Source organism: Curtobacterium flaccumfaciens, assembly GCF_018598405.1.
GTDB classification, from domain to species: Bacteria; Actinomycetota; Actinomycetes; order Actinomycetales; family Microbacteriaceae; genus Curtobacterium; species Curtobacterium aurantiacum.
Genome location: NZ_JAHEWS010000015.1, coordinates 13,488 through 31,266, shown reverse-complemented (window position 1 = coordinate 31,266; position 17,779 = coordinate 13,488). Strand labels below are relative to the sequence as shown.

At 70.5% G+C, this 17,779-nt stretch carries 15 protein-coding genes; all 15 read right to left on the bottom strand.

Features of this window, described 5'->3' with window-relative positions:
- Positions 1-5: 5 nt before the first annotated feature.
- Complete coding sequence (locus tag KK097_RS10890) at positions 6-1,232, bottom strand: M20/M25/M40 family metallo-hydrolase (protein ID WP_214544752.1); 1,227 nt, start codon at positions 1,230-1,232, stop codon at positions 6-8.
- Complete coding sequence (locus KK097_RS10885; protein ID WP_194628271.1) at positions 1,229-1,408, bottom strand: hypothetical protein; 180 nt, start codon at positions 1,406-1,408, stop codon at positions 1,229-1,231. Before KK097_RS10885 ends, KK097_RS10890 begins: the two co-directional genes overlap by 4 nt.
- Positions 1,401-3,107, bottom strand: a complete 1,707-nt coding sequence (locus tag KK097_RS10880) for a thiopeptide-type bacteriocin biosynthesis protein (protein WP_214544751.1) — start codon at positions 3,105-3,107, stop codon at positions 1,401-1,403. The genes KK097_RS10885 and KK097_RS10880 overlap by 8 nt, the downstream gene beginning before the upstream one ends.
- Positions 3,104-4,192: a hypothetical protein gene (locus tag KK097_RS18700; RefSeq protein ID WP_214544750.1), complete on the bottom strand. Its 1,089-nt coding sequence runs from the start codon at positions 4,190-4,192 to the stop codon at positions 3,104-3,106. Before KK097_RS18700 ends, KK097_RS10880 begins: the two co-directional genes overlap by 4 nt.
- 146 nt (positions 4,193-4,338) lie before the next feature.
- The gene (locus KK097_RS10870; protein ID WP_214544749.1) at positions 4,339-5,859 is read right to left on the bottom strand and encodes a SagD/YcaO family ATP-dependent cyclodehydratase; all 1,521 of its coding nucleotides are present in this window, start codon (positions 5,857-5,859) and stop codon (positions 4,339-4,341) included.
- A gap of 185 nt (positions 5,860-6,044) precedes the next feature.
- Complete coding sequence (locus KK097_RS10865) at positions 6,045-7,616, bottom strand: hypothetical protein (protein ID WP_214544748.1); 1,572 nt, start codon at positions 7,614-7,616, stop codon at positions 6,045-6,047.
- 25 nt (positions 7,617-7,641) lie between these two features.
- On the bottom strand, positions 7,642-8,772 hold the full coding sequence (locus KK097_RS10860; protein WP_214544747.1) for a hypothetical protein: 1,131 nt from the start codon (positions 8,770-8,772) through the stop codon (positions 7,642-7,644).
- Complete coding sequence (locus KK097_RS10855; RefSeq protein WP_214544746.1) at positions 8,769-11,126, bottom strand: lantibiotic dehydratase family protein; 2,358 nt, start codon at positions 11,124-11,126, stop codon at positions 8,769-8,771. Before KK097_RS10855 ends, KK097_RS10860 begins: the two co-directional genes overlap by 4 nt.
- 159 nt (positions 11,127-11,285) lie before the next feature.
- Positions 11,286-12,125 carry an ABC transporter permease gene (locus KK097_RS10850; RefSeq protein WP_214544745.1) on the bottom strand — a complete coding sequence of 280 codons (840 nt, stop codon included), beginning with the start codon at positions 12,123-12,125 and terminating at the stop codon, positions 11,286-11,288.
- Positions 12,122-13,027 (bottom strand): ABC transporter ATP-binding protein, encoded by a 906-nt coding sequence (locus KK097_RS10845; RefSeq protein WP_194628255.1) that lies wholly within the window; start codon positions 13,025-13,027, stop codon positions 12,122-12,124. Before KK097_RS10845 ends, KK097_RS10850 begins: the two co-directional genes overlap by 4 nt.
- A gap of 82 nt (positions 13,028-13,109) precedes the next feature.
- On the bottom strand, positions 13,110-13,286 hold the full coding sequence (locus tag KK097_RS18815; protein WP_123701219.1) for a thiazolylpeptide-type bacteriocin: 177 nt from the start codon (positions 13,284-13,286) through the stop codon (positions 13,110-13,112).
- Positions 13,287-13,459: 173 nt separating this feature from the next.
- Positions 13,460-14,395, bottom strand: a complete 936-nt coding sequence (locus KK097_RS10835; RefSeq protein ID WP_214544743.1) for a Ppx/GppA family phosphatase — start codon at positions 14,393-14,395, stop codon at positions 13,460-13,462.
- 51 nt (positions 14,396-14,446) lie between these two features.
- Positions 14,447-15,307, bottom strand: a complete 861-nt coding sequence (locus KK097_RS10830; RefSeq protein ID WP_214544742.1) for a ribokinase — start codon at positions 15,305-15,307, stop codon at positions 14,447-14,449.
- Entirely contained in the window at positions 15,304-16,734 is a 1,431-nt protein-coding gene (gene uriT, locus KK097_RS10825) for a uridine transporter UriT (RefSeq protein WP_214544740.1), read from the bottom strand. Before uriT ends, KK097_RS10830 begins: the two co-directional genes overlap by 4 nt.
- A 5-nt stretch (positions 16,735-16,739) precedes the next feature.
- On the bottom strand, positions 16,740-17,771 hold the full coding sequence (gene uriH / locus KK097_RS10820) for a uridine-preferring nucleoside hydrolase UriH (RefSeq protein WP_214544738.1): 1,032 nt from the start codon (positions 17,769-17,771) through the stop codon (positions 16,740-16,742).
- Positions 17,772-17,779: the final 8 nt, after the last annotated feature.

Sequence of the window (17,779 nt, the reverse complement as noted above, 5' to 3'; positions counted from 1 at the left end):
TCCGGTCATCGTCGTTCCCCTTCGGTGGTTCGGACCGGCGAGGAACGCGCTCGCGCCGGCCCTTCGATTTGCCGCTCGCTCCAGGTGCTCCGTGGCGAGCTCCATGCCGAAAGCGCGATCAGCAAGTTCAGCAGTCCGCTGTCGAGCGACCGGGCGGACGCCGAGAAGAGCGGAGAGTGGTTCGCGGGCACGGTGACCGGCGCTCGCCCGGCGGCGAGCGCGGCATGGTCGCTCGCTGGCATCTGCGAGCTGCCCGACGTACCCCAGAACCAGTAGACCAACGGGGCGCTGAAGGCCGCCGCCAGCCCCCCGACATCGTCTGACGTGCCCGACGGCCCGGGCATCAGGACCGCAGTGCGACCACGCTGCGCAAATGTTCGGTACAGCAGGGCGGCGGCGTCCGGATCGTTGCTGACCCCGGCGAAGGCTCGAGTCGCCGCCGTGGACAGTTCAACACCGTCCACGCCGACCTGGTCGAGCACCCGCCCGAGCGCCTGTCGGCGGGCGCTGAGCGAGGCCTCGTCCGGCGCACGGAGGTCGACCGTCACGGCGGCGCTGTTCGGGAGCGCGTTCCAGGCCGCCCCACCGAGCCGGGCCTGGGTCACCTGGCCGATCGTCGGGGCGACGCCGTACACCAGTCGACTGAAGGCGACGGTCAGCGCATGCCGCTCGCTCCCCGCGAGCCCCGGATGCCCTCCGCGAGCAGTCAGTTCGATGGACGCCGTCTCGCTCCAGGATGTGACCGGCCCAGGGCGGAACGCCACCACGTCGTGCGGAAGCGGCGATGAGTGCTGAGCGAGCAGGACCGTGGGTGTCGGGACGAGTCGGTCGATCCCTGAGGCCACCATCGCAGCAGCCCCGGTCCCTGTTTCCTCGGCAGGCTGGAAGATCGCGAGGACAGAGCCCGTCCACGGCGCCTCGCCGGCTTGCAGGGCGGCGAGCGCGCCGACCAGCGCCGCGGCGTGCAGGTCATGCCCGCACAGGTGCTCGGCGCCGTTGCTCGTCGCCAGCGCGTCAAGTTCCGCGCGGAAGGCGACGACCGGTTCGCCGCTCCCGATGCGGGCGATCACCCCGTGGCCGCCGACGCCGGTCGTCACCGTCGCCCCGATGCCCTGACAGAGGTCGGCGACGACGGCGCTCGAGACCGTCTCGTGCCCAGCTGGTTCCGGACAGGCGTGCAGTCGAGTGAAGGCCTCGCGGGCGACATTCAATCCACGTGGAACGGGCTTCACGAGTGAATCCCGGAAGTGATCGCCCGGGATCGCCAGAACAGTCCGACCGCGGTCCCCACCACGGCACCGATCCCCGGTCGCCGAAGGATCATCCCGAGTGCCAGGCCCGCAACGGCGAAGCCTGCCGAGGCGATACCGATGCTGACGTACTGCAGGTTCTTCTCGTCGTCATGCATGTGCCGTGTCCCCTTCGATGGCAGTGGTCTTCTTCGGCGCCCCGATCGGGATGATCGCGGCGGTGAACGTGCCGGCACCGTCGAGGTGCAGGCATTCGTTCACGGCGTCGTCGTCGTACGCGGACAACGGGACGCTCGGCATGCCGAGTGCGGTTGATGCCAGGATGAGGTTCTGGCTCATGTGGCCCGCTTCGAGCAGCGTCAGCCGCAGTGCTCGCTGCCCGTACTTCACGCGCAGCTCGTCGAGCCGCGGCGCCAGGACGACGATCACCGGAACGGTCTCGTGCTCGACCGCGAGCGGTGTGCCGGCGACGTCGCTGAACGACGGCGACCACCGCGCCAGTTCCCCATTGGCCGGGGCGTCGGTCCACCGCTCGAGGATGTGCCGTGGAGCGTCGTACCGATAACATCCCGGCTCCGTCCCCTCGACGTCGCGGACGATCACGAACGCGTCGACCGCGTAGGCCGCACTCGGACTCGGGTAGGCGCGCCTTGCCGTCTGCGGTCGTACCGGCACCGCCGGTCCGGCCGGCACCTCGCCGACCGCGGATCGCAGGAGTGCGCCGAGGTCCGTGGCCGACAGCGTCGTCCCGTACGCCCCGTACGTGCTTCGCCGGCGGGTGAGCACCGCGTCGAGCCCGGGATCTCCTCCGACCTCCGGGAGTGGGACGATCTGTCTGGGGCCGAGGTCGGGCGCGCTGGGGCGGACGTCGAAGCGCGGCATCTGGTCCGCGCCCATCCGCGCGCGTCTGTAGCCGCTCGCTCGGAGGTAGTGCCGGTCCGGTGCGGCCGGGTCGTCGTTGAAGAACCGCCGGTCGATCAGTCCCCGCCACTGCAGGGCAGTGAGCCACGCGGCGATGCGTTCGTCGGAGACCGACACCCCGAGGCGGTTGCAGAACATGTGCACCTGGCTCCAGATCACACCCGCGATGCTGTTCTCCAGCTGGCCACGAGCACGAAACGCCTCGAGGTCTGCGAGGAGTTCGGAGAAGAGTCGGAACAGTGATGCTCGCCAGCTGTCGGCCCCGTCGCTGGCGGACTGGATGACGGCGTCCTTCCGCCGCAGCCATCGGTCCGGGTCGACCTCGAAGGTCGCCTCGGCCGCGCGTCGGGCCTCTGGGCCGCTGGTCTGCTGTTCCCCCACGAAGTCCCAGGAGCCGAAGTACCGGTGTGCTGAGCGTGCGCCGCTGTGGTCGTCGAGCCCGAGCGCGTGCAGGGCGAGGGTCATCGCGTCACTGGCGACCAGCCGGAGCATCGCGCTGTCCGGGCGGTCACCGAGTATCGCTCCGGCGATCTGGCTCGCCTGCGTGAACGCTCGCTCCGAGGACGCCATCGCTGCCGCCCCGCCGTAGCGGGCAAGTTCCGCCTCGTACGGAACGTCGACCTCGATCTGACCGTGCTCGTGCCAGTCGACGGGTGACGTGCTCGTGAACTCGCGGCTGAACGAGGCCTCGTCGAGGCGCAGCTCTGCGCTCGGCAGGGTGTCCCGCAGCGAGCGGACCCAGTCGGCGTGCGCCGCTGCCCCGACCCCACGCATCCTGACGCGTAGGTGCGGGCCTCCCCACCAGTACCGGACGAAATGCCAGTCGGTGGGAGCGCAGGCACGGACCGACGGCGCGACGGTGTCGGAGATGAACGCCGACAGCGTCGACGTGGAGTTGTGCAGGTAGATGTGCGCAGTGCGCCACGTGGTGTTCACAGTCTGATCCCCCTCGTCGACCACGGCACGTCCTGGGCCTCGACCTGCATCGTTCGTAGCCAGAGCTGGTAGCCGATCACCTGGTTCGGGTCGACGCCGAGCGCATCCGCCCACTCGACCTCGTCGTGGTTCCGGGCCGGCCGTGCTGCGATGCCGATCGCAGCCGCGGCCAGGCATCCCCACTGCGCGATCCAGCCGAGCAGGAAGGGCACGGTGCGGTGTGTCTGGGACCCGTGCAGACCCGCGAGGAGCCGGGGCTCGACGACGAACGTGATCCCGCTTGACGACGTCATGCGAGGTCGACCACGAAGCGCCCGACCGTTGCCCGGATCGTGCAGGTCGGCGACCCGTACCGCATCGATCGATCCGGTGTCAGCGCTGTGGGCGAGGAGGCGGATCGCACCGTTGGGCACGTGCTCCCCGAGCAGTTCGAGTCCCGCCAGCAGTGCTCGGTGCACGACGTCGGCCTCGACCTCCGTGACGGCGCCGCTCGTGACCAGGTTCTCGTTCGACCGCCCGCTCGAGCGTCGGTCCAGCCACCCGCGCAAGTCGCTCGCGGTGCCTGCCGCAGCCGCGTCGACACACTCGTCGAGCAGAGGGTCCGCCGTGTCCTCCGGACGGAAGTGGAGTCGGAACCGTGCGTGTGCCTCGCCGTCCGTACGCAGGCTGAGCACCGTGGGGATGCCGGCACGGTGCGCGCAGAGGGCTACCGTCGCTGCGAGGTGTCCGGACTCGAGGCCGGCGAGGGTCGCCCGGAGCCGACCGTACGGGGTGGGGTAGCGATCGGGGTCAACGTCGAAGCCGAGTGTCGCGGAGACCCATGGACGCTCGGGCAGCGTCGGCTGCTCGGCGCGAAGCGGGGCGAACCGGAGCTGGTGTGGGCCGTCGGCGTCCTGCACCTCGAGCACAGCGTCCGCAGCGAAGATCCCACGGGGCGCAGGGTACGCACGGTGTGCGACGTACCGGTCGTCCGGCGCGACCCGTCGTGTCCGGTGCGCTTCCCAGACGGCCGCCAGAACGGAGTCCCGCCAGTCGTCACCGTGCTCGCGCAGCGGCTCTGTCGCGCACTGGAGCCGCTCGACCACGCCAACGCGCGTTCCGCGTCGGCCTCCCTCCACCGAGGGTGCGGCCACGCGACGGTCAGCCTCGAACAGCGTCCGGACCGTCCCGACGTCGCGACCGGGTCCGGCGTCCCAGAGCGCCTGGCCGGCTCGGCCCCATCCCTGCGGGGTCACGGGAACGGGTGAGGGGGCGGAGCATCCCCCCATGATCCTGCCGTGACCGCTCCGTGGATGATGGACGCTGCGCGCGATAGCCGTGGCACGTTCTCGACACGACGGTTCAGGTGCCCGAAGGTCATCGGCAGGGTGCCGGGCGCGATCACCTTGACCGCGAACACCCCGATCCCGCGGAGGTGCGGTGCGCTCTGGTCAACCGCTAGGACGGTGACGTCGGCGCGTGACGCGACATCGACGTGGTGCCGCAGTTCTGCAGTGACGTCCTCCGGCGCGAGCCGCCCGCGCGCGGTGAACTCGTCGAGGGACACCCGACCGCTCGGATCATCGAGGAAGCCCCAAAGTCCACGGGCCTCCGGCAGGCCGTGCATCCCGGTGTGGTCGTCGAGGACGCGTACGAGCTCGTGGTCGTCGAGCATCGGACGGTAATGGTCCACCCGGACGGACTCACGCATCGAGACCCACTTCGGGTACATGAGCGCGTTCGTCACGCACTCCTCGATCGCCGCGGCGATGGCGCGGATGCCGGACGGATGGGCTCCGGCGGCGAGCGCGAACGCCGGAGCACGCCCGGCACGGACGAGCTCGTCCGGTGCCGTGACGATCGCGATCGCCGTCGGAACCCCGAGGTCGCTCGTCGCGTCGAGCACACGGAGCCGGAGTCCGTCGCGCTCGACGCGGAGGAGGGTGTCCGCGAACGAGTGCTCACCGCTGATGTCGATCTCCCGTAGACGCAGGCGCCCGTACCAAGTGAGCAGGAAGGCATCTCGCTCCACGACCTCGAAGTACCCGTGCAGGGCGGCTTCCTCGATCGAACCACCGACTGCGCAGCCGTTCGAGGATTCGTACAGCAGCGCGTCGTCGCCCGCGTTCTCGTGCCAGTAGACGAGCTGCGCGGGCACCAGAACCGGTCGATCGTGCGACAGCCACCAGCCCTCGACCCAGTCCATCTCCGCGGCCGGATCGAACCGCCGGAACGGGGAGTCTGCTCGGTCGTACGCCTCCGGAACGTGGCCGGCGAGCGACCGCGGGTCCAGCGCCCGGTCGCCGAGCGCTTCGTGGGACGACCTAACCACCTGGGCCGAGGGCTGTCGATGTCCCCCGAGGACACGTTCCACACCTTCGAGCAGCGCCGGTACCTCACTCGCCGCGAAGCTGCTCGCTCGTCCGTACCCACCTTCTCGGTGCGTACGGCCCGGCGCGATGGCCTCGGCGGTCACCAACGGGAACGGCGACTCCTCGTCGCGGTACACGTGGGCGATCGGCCCGAACCGCCAGTCGACGAGCTCGTCTCGCAGCGCCTGTCCGTCCAGCTCACGCGTCCGAAGGCCTCCGGGGAGCGGCGGCTGCGGCGAGCTGAGGTCCCACTGCGCCGGTTTCGATGCACTGATGAGGGGTGCACACCGCGAGCACGCGCTGTGCGGTGCGATGGAGTGCACGGACGACGAGCCGTTCGACGTGTCGAGGACCACGGCGCGGCCGGGCGGTTGCGGCAGGCGGCCCAGGCGATCTGCCAACCGCTCGAGGAGCGTGGAGGTCCTCGCCCCGGACGCGGGCACAGTCTGCGGGTGGACGTCGAGAGCCCACCGTTCGGCGCACTCGCCACAGCCCGGTTCGTCCGGCGCTGGGTCCGGACCTATGACGAGCAGGTCGGCGACCCGGCGCACCGGCGGCGCGCCGGTGCCACCCATCACCCGCGCGCTCACGAGGTCACCTCGGCGGACACGGCCAGCGCTCCGTGCTCGTCCCAGCCGTCTGCGTGCAGCCGAGTGAACCGCACGGCGCCTTCGAGCCCGGGCCACCGGAGCAACGCCCGGTTGCGCACCGAGTGGGTGTCGAGCGGTGCGGACCTCGCGGTGTCACCGCACTGCGCTCGCCCGACTGCCCGCAGCAGCGCCCCCTCAGCGGCATCCTGCTCGCTCAGTCCGTACGCGACTCCGCACACCCCGTCGCCGAGGTCCGCCGTGACACGCACGATCCCCGACCAACGCCCTCCGAGCCAGGTCGACTCAACGGAGACCTCGCGACCCAGGATCAGGACCGCCGCTAATGCGAGCCAGCGGGCGGTGCTCGTGATGGCGACCGTTCCGGCCGTGGCGCCCGCGTCCGCCCGGGCAGGCGCGTCTGCTTCGAGCAGCGCGACGAACGCAGCTGCGGCGGCATCGGTCGTCGTCGGTCCGACCCCGAGCTCGCCGATGGGACCCGGTGTCCGCACAATGGAGCGCCACGCTCCGGTCAGTTCCTCGGACACGGCCGCGAGCCGAGCCTCGGCGGTCGACACACCGACGCCGATCACCCTGCCGTCCTCGGAGCGGGCGAGACCGACGGGCTGTTGCGGAAGCGCGCCCGGCACCACACCGGAGACGACGCCGAACACGGGGTCCCACAGTGCCTCCATCGATGCCAACGTGTCTGGGACGGACGTCTTGGGTCCCGGCACGACAGCCAGGTCGTCGACGCTGAGCGTCTCGGGTTCGGCGTGGTCGGAGAACGCAGTGAAGTGCCGGGGCTCCGCGATGAGCTCTGCCGTCGAGGTGACGTACGTGTTCCCCGGCGTCGCCGGAAACGCATCGGACGTGGTGTCCATCGCTCGCAGCGCTGCGAGCGCGGCCTGACCGGCGACCAACGCCGCCCAGTTCGGCTCGATCGAGGACAGGGCGTCGACCGCCCAGCGTCGGAACGCCGCTTCCGCGTGATCGGCTCCCGCCCCGATGGGACCGACGGCGCAGAATCCCCCACGTGCGCCGATCAGGACCATCGTGCGCTGCCCGAGTCCCTCAGACGCGCGGATCACGATCGGGCGCTGCCCGAGGGCGTCCGCACCTGGTTCGAACGCGACGCTCGCGAAGCCGCAGACCGCGAGCTGCACGCGGAGCGCGTCCGCCAGATCGCCCGTCGCACCGCTGATCGTGAGCGACGTCGACGCAGTCCGGCGCGCAGCGGCGAGGGGCGCGCGCGAGACCCGACGGAGGTACTCGATCGCCGGGTGTGCGGTGGCGGCATCGTCCTCGAGCTCGTCCCGCACCAGCAGCCCGTGGTCTTCGAGCTCCCCCATCAACGATCGCACCGTCGAGCGTGCGCTGGCGGGGAGCGTCGCGACGAAGCCCGCCGGGTCGACGCCTCGCCGGAGGTGTGGCTCCACGGCACGCCACAGCGTCACGCCGTGCACGCCGTTGATGACCACCGCGGAACCGCCGGCGCTGATCGCCACTCCAAGCCCTTCCATGTCGCGGCTGGACGTCGTGGCGCGCAGCCGCACGTTGGTCGTGGTCATCGTTCCCCGTTGTCCGTCCATGTCGTCAGCCCTTCCACGGCAGGGTCGGCGTCGCGTCCGCCAGGCCTTGCTGCCTGGTGACGGCCCGTTCGATCGTCTCCCGCCAGGTCTCGCCGACCACGATCTGCGCGGCCTCCGTCAGGTAGAAGGCGAGTGTGTAGCGCTGGGCCGGCGTCACGCCCAGCAGTGGCAGGAGGTCGAAGAAGCAGTTGATCAGGTAGCGGTAGGCGGCGAAGTCCGTACCGTTGCCCAGCTTCGTGAAGTCGAGTCGCCGGAACTGCGCGTGGAAGTCGCTGTACGCGCGCTCATCCGACCCGGACCACCGGCGGCCGGTGTCGTCGTCGATCGACACTGCGCGTTCGTGCCGCTCGGGCAGCGGGTACGGGAGGACCTGCTCGCGGGCCGCCAACCGGTCCGCTTCGTCGCTCGCAGCGACACGCCACTCGACCCAGAAGGCACCGTCGTCGCTCGTCGGTCGCGCCCCACCGTGGAGCGCCTCGAGCCGTCGGACGAGGTCCTCCTTCTGCCGGTGGAACGACGCGCGCAGGACCGACTCGGCGCGCCCGCTCGGATCCGACCAGTGCAGCTGCTCCTTCCAGTGGGACAGGAACGCCTGGTACCCCGACACGAGTCCCCACTTCGGGTACGAGGTCGCGATGATGCACATCGCCGTGTAGACGGAGTCTGCGTTCTCGGCGGGGGACCGCTCGGTCATCTGAACGAAGCGCGGGTCGCGCATGGCCCGTGCCAGGACCCGCCCCTTCGCCTCGAAGACGGCTTCGTCACGGATGAAGGTGTCGAGCCGACGGTCGACCACCTCGACCCGGTTGTCCGGCCGGATCGGCGCGTGGGGGCCCGGCACGAGCTCGAGGCGCCCGAGTTCGACCGATCGGTCGACCCATGCCACCTCGTCGAAGTCCGCCGAGGACGGTGTCTCAGCCAGCCACGCGGAGACGTGATCGACCAACCGGGTCTGCGCCTCGTCCACGGCCGGTCGATCGCCGGTGACGTTGACGAGCACGTGCGGGCCGAAGAGCCAGTGCACCTGCAGCCAGACGTCGACGTCCCGCAGCTGCGGCAGGAAGGCGAGGATGCCAGCGCTGATCAAGCGCGACGGGTCGGCGCGGTGGTCGACCCGGATGGTGGAGGTCGTCATGGTCGGTCCCCGGCGATCGTGGCTTCGAAGAAGGTCTCGGATGCAGCAGCGCCCGCCGTCGGTTCGGGCAGGAGTTCCTCTGCCATCACCATCGGTCCGAGGTCCGCGAGGCGACGCCGGATGGTCGAGGCGTGGAGCCTGCTGAGGAAGTCGTGGTGCTGCGGCTTGGGACTCATGGCCCGCTCCATCGGCGTGGCGTGGCCACCGCGGAGTGCGCGGAGGAACACCTGTGACGGCATCCGCGCGGCCCGCCTGTCGGCATCGAGTCGCCGGAAGTGCTCGGCAGACGACTCGTTCGCGCCCTTGGGGAGTGCGGTCGGGTCGATTGCCCACCGGCGGCGGAACAGCACGAGGTCCTCGTGGACGATCCGAGGAGCCCGAGCGGTCGGCCCTCGACGGTGCAGGTCCATGCTGACGTCACCGAAGCCGTAGAAGGGAGCCTCCGCGATCATCGCGAGCAGCATCTCGGTCGCCGGGAGCGCGTGCGGCACGAGGAACCCGGTGTAGACCATCTCGACCGGGCGCCCCGACACGCGCTCGATCACGGCGAGCCCCAGCGGCCCGTGCACGATCGCGAGGTCGTCGATGCGTCGCGTGTCCGGGGAGTGGGGCACGTCGTCATCGAGGACGAGTTCAGCGTCGGTGAGCAACGGCGAGAGGTTGGCGTTGAACCCGAGGGTGGGGCGCAGCTGCACCGTGAGCGCCCCGTCGGTCTGGGAGCGGAGGTGACCCCTGAGTGCCTCGGTGTGCTCGGGGTCGAGGTGGCGCAGGTACCGGCTGAAGTACCGCAGTCGCCCGCCGTAGAGGTGGTTGACCACGAAGCGGTCGTCCGCGACCTGGCCGAACACCGCCACGGTGCGGCGGCGCGCGAGTTCCGCGTCCGGGAGGGTGCTCGCCAACGTGTCGAGGACCGCCTGCTCGACCGCGACCTCGGTCGCATCGACCCGTGACAGCTCGTTCAGGTGTTGGACGGCCATCGCTCTCGCGTCGAGCAGCCGTCGGGCCGCAGGCGAGGGAGCGCTGTCGACGTCACCGGACAGGAGCCGTTGCGCCAGCGGGAATGCTCCAGCGGTCTTCGTCGCGAAGCGCCTGATGTCGGTGCAGACACCGCCGACGCCGAACTCGGCGACGAAGGTGGCCTCGAGCGCCGTCGACAACAGGCGCTGGTCATCGAGCGCGGTGAGCAACGGGGCGAGGGCGCGGATTGGCGCGCGCCACCCGACCGGAGACGGGACCGACGCCGACGTGCTGACGTACGAGTCCTCGACGATCGGTGCCGTGACCGCAGCACCGACCGCAGCTGACCAGACGTGCTCGAGGGTGTCGAGGCGCGCTGTCCGTTCGGCTCCCCCGAGCTCCCCGAACCCCGCAGTCAGATGATGTGTCGACTGCAATGCCGCGACGAGGTCCTGCGCGCTGTCGCCTGGCCAGGCCCGCAGCGCGTCGAGCAGTGCGACCTCGAAGTCCGGGTGCTGCTCCGAGACCGGTGCGACCGGCACGAGGAGCCCTCGGGAGGCGAACTGCACGAGGCCGGCGTGCACGGCGTCGAAACGGTGGGTGGCCTCCCTCGTGATCCGGGCGGCAAGGTCGCGCAGGGAAGCTGGTCGAGCCACCAGGAGTGCAGCGACGGCCGACCGCCAGGCTTCGGGTACCGGCCACGAGACGTCGACCTCGCGGAACGCGTCGAGGCGAGCACCCGGCCCAGGCGCGACCCAGCGGCGGCGGCGGAACACCAGTGCGTCGCCCACCAGTTCAGCACCCGGTGGGGCGCTCCAGACGACGTGGTCGACGTTGGCCGGGTCGGACATCGCTCGACGCACCGCGTGCCGCGTCAGCAGCCGCTTCACGGCGACGGTACTGCGGAGCCTGGGATCGTCGGCGGAGGGTCGGTCACCGAGGACGCGGACGTCGACCGCCGTGTAGCGCGAGAACGGACTCACTCGGAGCGTCGATCGCGAGAAGTACTGGACCAGCGCCGGTTCGGACTTCCGCCCTCGCTTGTCCGGGTGACCTCCGCGAGCACTCCCACGCAGGGCGTGGAGAAGCACGGTGCTGGTCATCGCGACGCTCTGCTGGACTCGATCGTCGCCGGCCCACGCTGAGAGGACCGAGCGCTCGGACACCAGGTCGCGGCCCTCGAGCTCGTCCACCGCGTGCGCTGCCGCTGCCAGTCGTTGCGTGTGGTGCGACCACGCGACGGTGAGCGGCGCCACAGCGGACAGTTCCGGGCCGAGCGGGGGGAACGTCCTCGCTGCGTTGTGGACGGCACGCTTCGCCGCGAGTGCCTGTCGTCGGCTCACCCCGTCGAGTCGCGGGATGAGCGCTTCGAGTTCGTTGACCGTCGCGTCGCGCATCGTCGAGCGACGGACGGTTCCGTCGTGGATCCCGGCGAGCAGGCGGTCGAGCTCCGCGCCCCCGTCATGCCGAAGCGTTCGGTACCGATAGGTGTTTTCACGCAACATCCACCGCGGTGCGAGATCGACCCGCACCGTCTGTCCCCCTGAGAGCATGGCTTACTCGGCTGACTTCCTGCGTGTGAAGCCTCGCGGCTCGCGCTCGGACGCCCATCGGAAGAAGACGGCGGACAGCACCACCCCGACCACGGCCCAGCCGAGGAGGATCAGCACCTGTTGTGCGTCCCAGACGAACGCACCCTCCGAGAAAACGGCGGCGAACAAGTGGAAGACCGGCGCCCCGGGGAGGTAGGGCGTGATCGCGTCGACGACCGGTCCGAGCGGCACGGTGATGAACGCCCCGGACAGGAACGCGAGCGGGAAGAAGATGCCGTTGACGATCGGGACGGCGGCATCGGCGTTCGGCGGGAGCAGCGAGAGCGCCACACCGATGGGAGCGAGTGCGATGAACCCAAGCACTGCCGTCACGACGATCGGCAGGATCCGGTCGGGATCCATGGTGACCTTGAGACCGAGGAAGCCGATCGCGGACACCACGGAGAGCACGATCACGAGCGTGACGAAGATGTTCACGAGGAACGCCCCCATGACGACCCAGGGCGGGACCGGTGTCGTCCGGAACCGACGGAACAGTCCGTGTTCGCGACGGATCGCCAGACCGATCGCGACGTTGGCGAAGGTGACCGACATCAAGGCGAAGGTGAGGACCCCCGCGTAACTGAGGTTCGCCTGTCGGATCTGCGCGCCGTTCACGGATCGAATGCTGTCCGCAGCGCTGAGGAAGGCAACACCGAACACGACGTAGAACATCACGGGCATGAGCACGATGAATGCGAGAGAAATGATCGACAACCAGAAGTCGACGAATTCTGACCGCGTGTGCAAGAAAAAACTCTTGGTGAAGTTGTGCCGCTGTACAGCCGCCGAGTCGATCGTCACGCGGAGACCTCCGGTTCGCCGACGAGCTTGACGTACGCGTCGTCGAGGGTGGGTGCGGCGATCGTCAGGTCACCGAGGTTGTGCCCCGTCGACGCTTCCCACGACCGCAGCTGTTCGAGGAGTTCGCCGTGCGACGGTGTGGAGTACCGGAGACGTTCGCCGACGCGGACGGCGCCGGCGGGGAGCAGGTCGTGTTCGCCGATGGGGAGGTCGAACTCGACCCGTCCAGGGGCTGCCGAGAGCTTCACGATGTCGCGCGGACTGCCGCTCGCAGCGAAGCGACCGTCGCTGAGGATGTGCACTGCGTCGGCCAGCTGCTGGACCTCGTCGAGGTCGTGCGAGGTGAGCACCACCGTCACGCCCGCACGGTTCGACGCGGCGATGACCTCGCGGATCGCGTGTCGGGAGATCGGATCCAGGCCGGTCGACGGCTCGTCGAGGAACAGGATCCGGGGACGACCGACGAACGCCAGCGCGAGGTCGAGACGACGACGCATGCCGCCGGACAGCGAGCGGACCGGCTTGCGGGCGAACTCGTCGAGGCCGAACCGGCTCACCGATTCGATGAGCGGCACGGGGTCCGCGTAGTAGCTGGCCTGTCGGAGGAGGAGGTCGCGGGGCGTCAGCGCGGGCTCGAGGAGCGTCTGCTGCATGACGACACCGATGATGGTCCTGAGGCGACGAAAGTCCACGACGTGCCCGGGGTCGTAGCCGAGGACCGAGAGGCTGCCGGAGTCCCGACCGCGATGCCCCTCAAGGATCTCGACGAGCGTGGTCTTGCCGGCGCCGTTAGGCCCGAGGAAGGCAGCGACGCTGCCGTCTTCGATGACGACGTCGACATCGCTGAGCACGGTGACTCCGCGGTAGCTCTTGGTCAGCCCGTCGGCGGTGATGGCGGCCATGGGGGGTCCCGTCTGGTTGCTTGATCGTCGGTGATCGGATCAGTGCGGGGCTCCCACACGTCTGACAGCCCCGCACGTCGGATCAGCCGCAGGACCCCGACGAGCAGCACGAGCTGCTGCCGCAGCAGGACGTCGAGGTGCAGCTGCTGCTCCCGCTCGTCGCCCCGGTCTCAGGAACGGCGACCGCTTCGCGGACCGACAGAACCTCGAGACCGCTGAAGTCGAGATCGGGCAGATCGATGATCGAGTTTCGCTCCATGATGGAATCCCCTTAGCCACGGAACCAGCGAATCCGGTTCCTAGCCGTTAACATATTGCCGTTGTTACTCGGCGTCAACCAGGGGCTCGAGGTCTGGGAACGGCATTGGGTTCTCGGTCACGACGAGGCGACTCCGCTGCGCTGCCAGCGTCGGGGTTCGGCGCTGCGTCGTGTCAGACCAAGACCGACAGCTGGTCGAGCCGCTCGAGGATGACGCCCTCGCGCAGCGCCCACGGGCAGATCTCGAGCGCCGGCAGGTCGAAGATGTCCAGGCACGCCTCGGCGACGAGCGCCCCGGGAACGACCTGGTGCGCCCGGCTCGCCGAGACGCCGGGCAGCGCCGCGAGCTCGTCGACCGACATCGTGAGCAGTTCCGGCAGCTTCTGGCGCAGGACCGCACCGTCGAGGGCACGGGGCACGAGCGGTCCGGCTGCGGACGGCGCGGCACCGCAGATCCGGGCGATCGACCGGAACGTCTTCGACGTCGCCACGGCCCGGTCCGGGCGGCCCGAGCGGAGCAGCCGTCCGGCGTCCCGGGCGATCTCGACGCGGATCTCGTGCCGGATCCGGCGGACGTCGTCCTCGGTCGGGGTGCCTGCGGAGAAGTAGGAGCGCGCGAGGCGTGCGGCGCCGATCGGCATGGACCACGCGACGTCCGGCGCCTCGTCGGCACCGCCGGCGATCTCGAGCGAGCCACCGCCGATGTCGAAGACCGCCAGGCGACCGGCGGACCAGCCGAACCACCGGCGCACGGCCAGGAACGTCAACCGGGCCTCGTCCGAGCCGGACAGGACGGCCAGCTCGACCCCGGTGGACGACTCGACGTGGGCGAGCACGGCCTCGGAGTTGCCGGCGTCGCGCACCGCCGAGGTGGCGAACGCGAGCATGTCCTCGCAGCCGCGCTCCTCGGCGACCCGGACGGCGTCGGCGACGAAGGTGGTCAGGGCGTCGATCCCCTGCTGCGTCACAGCGCCCGAGTCGTCCAGGTGCTCGGCCAGCCGCAGCGGCTGCTTGAACGAGGACGCCGGCAGCGGCGCGGCGCCGCCGTGGGCGTCCACCACGAGCAGGTGGCCGGTGTTGGACCCGATGTCGAGGACTCCCACGCGCATGGACTCAACGCTAGTGGGCCGTGCAGTCACCGCACGGCCGGGAGGCCCGTCTCACGCCCGCAGGAACGCCTCCAGCTCGGCGGTGGTCGGGTACGAGGCCTGTGCGCCCGGCTTGGTCGCGGCGTACGCCCCGACCCCCACCGCGAACCGAGCGGCGTCGACGAGGGTGTCCCCCGCGGCCAGGCGCAGCGCCACCGCACCCATGAAGGCGTCGCCGCAGCCCGTGGTGTCCACCGGATCGACCCGCACGGCGTCGATCGCGACCGGCTCAGAACCGCCGTCGTGCACGACGCAGCCGGCACCGCCGCGGGTGACGATCGACCGTGCGACGCCGTGGTCACCGAGCGCCACGGCCTCGTGCTCGTTCACCAGCAGCACGTCGGTCAGCTCGAGGAGCTCGGCCGGCACGGCACCGAACGGCGACAGGTTCGTGAGCACCGTGACCCCGGCGACGTGCGCGGCCCGGGCGGCGGCGAGGACGACGTCGATCGAGACCTCGAGGCAGAGCCCGAGCACCGCGGCACCCGAGAAGACGTCGGCGGGCACGTCGTCCGGCGTCAGCGTGCCGTTCGCCCCGGCGGAGATCACGATGGTGTTCTCGCCTGCGGCGTCGACGGTGATGACGGCGGTGCCGGTCGCGACGCCCTCCCGGATCGAGACGTGCGTCGTGTCGACCCCCGCAGCCGCGACGGAGTCGCGGAGCAGCGCACCGTTCCCGTCGTCGCCGACCGCACCGATCATGCGCACCGTGCCCCCGAGCCTCCCGGCAGCGACCGCCTGGTTGGCGGACTTGCCCCCGGGCAGGATGGCGAGGTCGGAGCCCTGCAGGGTCTCACCGGGCTGGGGGAAGCGCTCGGTGCGGACCACGAGGTCCGCGTTGAGCGACCCGACGACGACGATGGTCTCGGTCAACGGACGGTCTCCTTCTGCGGGGCGACGGACGTGGTCTCGGCGCCCTCCGGACGGGGGATGAGGAACGAGATCGCGAGCGCGACGGTCGTGATCGCGGCCCCGAGCAGCATGCCACCGGAGTACCCGGCGGTGCCCGCGGACCCGCCGACCCCGAGCGCGATCTGCAGCGCCGGCAGGACGGCGAAGCTGACCCCGGCGCCGAGGTTGAACGCACCGGCGTTCAGGCCGGGCAGGAACCCGGGGTTCGACTCCGGCGACAGCACGATGCCGAGGCCGTTCAGGATGATGTTCGCGATGCCGGCGTAGGTGATGCCGATCAGCACGGTCGCGGTGACCAGGACCGGCAGGGAGTGCACCCCGACGAGCGCCATCAGGACGGTCGAGACGATGCTGCCGATCAGCCCGAACCGCAGGACGGCACGGTAGCCGATGGTCGGGGCGAGCCGCCCGGCGAACGGTCCGACCACCCAGCCGACCAGGGCGTACGGGGTGAGGAACACGAGCGACGCCAGGTCGGGTTCCATCCCGAAGCCGGCGTCACCGTTCTGCGCGAGCGAGGTGACCAGGCCGTTGACGACCGCGAAGACACCCGTCATCGTCAGGAACGTCGTCGCCAGGAGTGCCCAGGTCGCACGGCGCTTCAGGAACCGGGTCTCGACCAGGGGTTCCTGCACCCGCGACTCGACGGCCCAGAACACGGCGAAGGCGACGAGCGCGACGACGACGCCACCGACCACGAGCACGGGGTTCGCCGCGCCGAGCTTGCCGGCCTCGTTGAACGCCGTGAGCAGGGCGCCGACGCTGACCACGAGCGGGACGACGCCGATCCAGTCCATCCGGGTACCGGCGGAGGGCTTCGACTCGACACCCCAGACGGCGACGAGGAACAGGGCGATCACGGTGACGACGGCGATGACCCAGAAGATCCCGCGGAAGCCGAAGTTCGTCGCGATCCACCCGCCGGCCAGGGCGTCGACGCCCGCGATGCCGCCGTTCACCGCGGTGAGCAGGCCGAGCGCTGCGCCGTAGCGCTTCGGGTCGCTGATCTCGTTGCGCAGGACGAGCAGGCAGATCGGGACGACCGGACCGGTGACGCCCTGGATGATGCGGCCGGCGAACAGCATCGGCACGTTCACCGCGAGGGCGGCGACGACGCTGCCGACGAGCATCACGGCGAGCATGCCGAGCAGCACACGCTTGCGCCCGACGATGTCGGACAGGCGCGGCAGGAACAGCGAGAACAGCGCCGCGAGCGTGAAGTACAGGGTCTGTGACAGGCCGATGGTGGCGTCGTCGGTGTTGAGCTCGCGCGCCATCGTGACGAGGGCGGGGCTCAGCATGCTGGCGTTCAGCTGGAACGCGATGCACGCGGCGAGGAGCGCGGCGGTGAGCGCGCCGATCGACTTCTTCGTCGAGGTGGTGGTCATGGGGTTCAGTGCTCCGGGGTCGTGGTGATGCCGGCTTCGACGGCGTCGGCGGCGGCACGCGGGGTCCAGCCGGTGTCGGCCGTCTCGCCGATGCGCTCGAGGGCGTCGACGACGAGGTCCCAGAACCGGCCGTGGTCGAGCTCCATCGCGGCGCTCGTGCGGCAGTCCTCGGGCGCGGGGGCGCGGAAGTCGGCGACGGTCATGCCGAGGGTCAGGGCGCCCTGGGTCTCGACGCGGATCGGGACCTTCACGGCACGGACGATCGTGGGGTCGATGACGTAGGCGACGGCACAGGGGTCGTGGACCGGCGGGGCGTCGAAGCCCTGGGCGTCCTTGTAGGTCTGGCCGAAGAAGTCGAGCAGCTCACCGACGAACGCGGCGGGAGCGGTGCCGACGCCGGCGATGCGCGCGGCGACCTCGGGGGTGGCGAGGGCCTGGTGCGTCAGGTCGAGGCCGACCATCACGACGTCCCAGCCGGCCTCGAACACGATGGCCGCGGCCTCGGGGTCGATGACGATGTTGAACTCGGCGACCGGGCTCCAGTTGCCGACGTGCACGCCGCCGCCCATGAGCACGACCTGCTTGACGCGCTCGACGATGCGGGGCTCCTTGCGGGCGGCGAGGGCGATGTTCGTCAGGCCGCCGGTCGGCACGAGGGTGACCGTGCCGGGCTCGTGGGCCATCACGGTGTCGATGATCAGGTCGACGGCGTGGCGCTCGTCGAGCTCGAACGACGGCTCGGGGAGCATCGGCCCGTCGAGGCCGCTCTCGCCGTGGATGTCCGGTGCCACCTCGATCTGGCGCAGCAGCGGGCGGGCGGCACCGGCGGCGAACGGCACCCCGGTGATGCCGGCGATGCGGGCGACGGCCAGGGCGTTGCGGGTGACCTTCGGCAGCGTCTGGTTGCCGACGACGGTGGTCACGGCGAGCAGGTCGATCGCCGGGCTGCCGTGGGCGAGCAGGAGCGCCACGGCGTCGTCGTGGCCGGGGTCGCAGTCGAGGATGATCTTCGCGGCGGGCTGGGTCGCTTCGGGCACGCTGGGCG

Coding starts and splice junctions, on each gene's coding strand:
- KK097_RS10865 (WP_214544748.1), bottom strand. CDS start 7,616: ATGACCACGACCAACGTGCGGCTGCGCGCCACGACGTCCAGCCGCGAC.
- KK097_RS10835 (WP_214544743.1), bottom strand. CDS start 14,395: ATGCGCGTGGGAGTCCTCGACATCGGGTCCAACACCGGCCACCTGCTC.
- KK097_RS10845 (WP_194628255.1), bottom strand. CDS start 13,027: ATGGCCGCCATCACCGCCGACGGGCTGACCAAGAGCTACCGCGGAGTC.
- KK097_RS18815 (WP_123701219.1), bottom strand. CDS start 13,286: ATGGAGCGAAACTCGATCATCGATCTGCCCGATCTCGACTTCAGCGGT.
- uriT (WP_214544740.1), bottom strand. CDS start 16,734: ATGACCACCACCTCGACGAAGAAGTCGATCGGCGCGCTCACCGCCGCG.
- KK097_RS10860 (WP_214544747.1), bottom strand. CDS start 8,772: ATGACGACCTCCACCATCCGGGTCGACCACCGCGCCGACCCGTCGCGC.
- KK097_RS10885 (WP_194628271.1), bottom strand. CDS start 1,408: ATGCATGACGACGAGAAGAACCTGCAGTACGTCAGCATCGGTATCGCC.
- KK097_RS10855 (WP_214544746.1), bottom strand. CDS start 11,126: ATGCGCGACGCGACGGTCAACGAACTCGAAGCGCTCATCCCGCGACTC.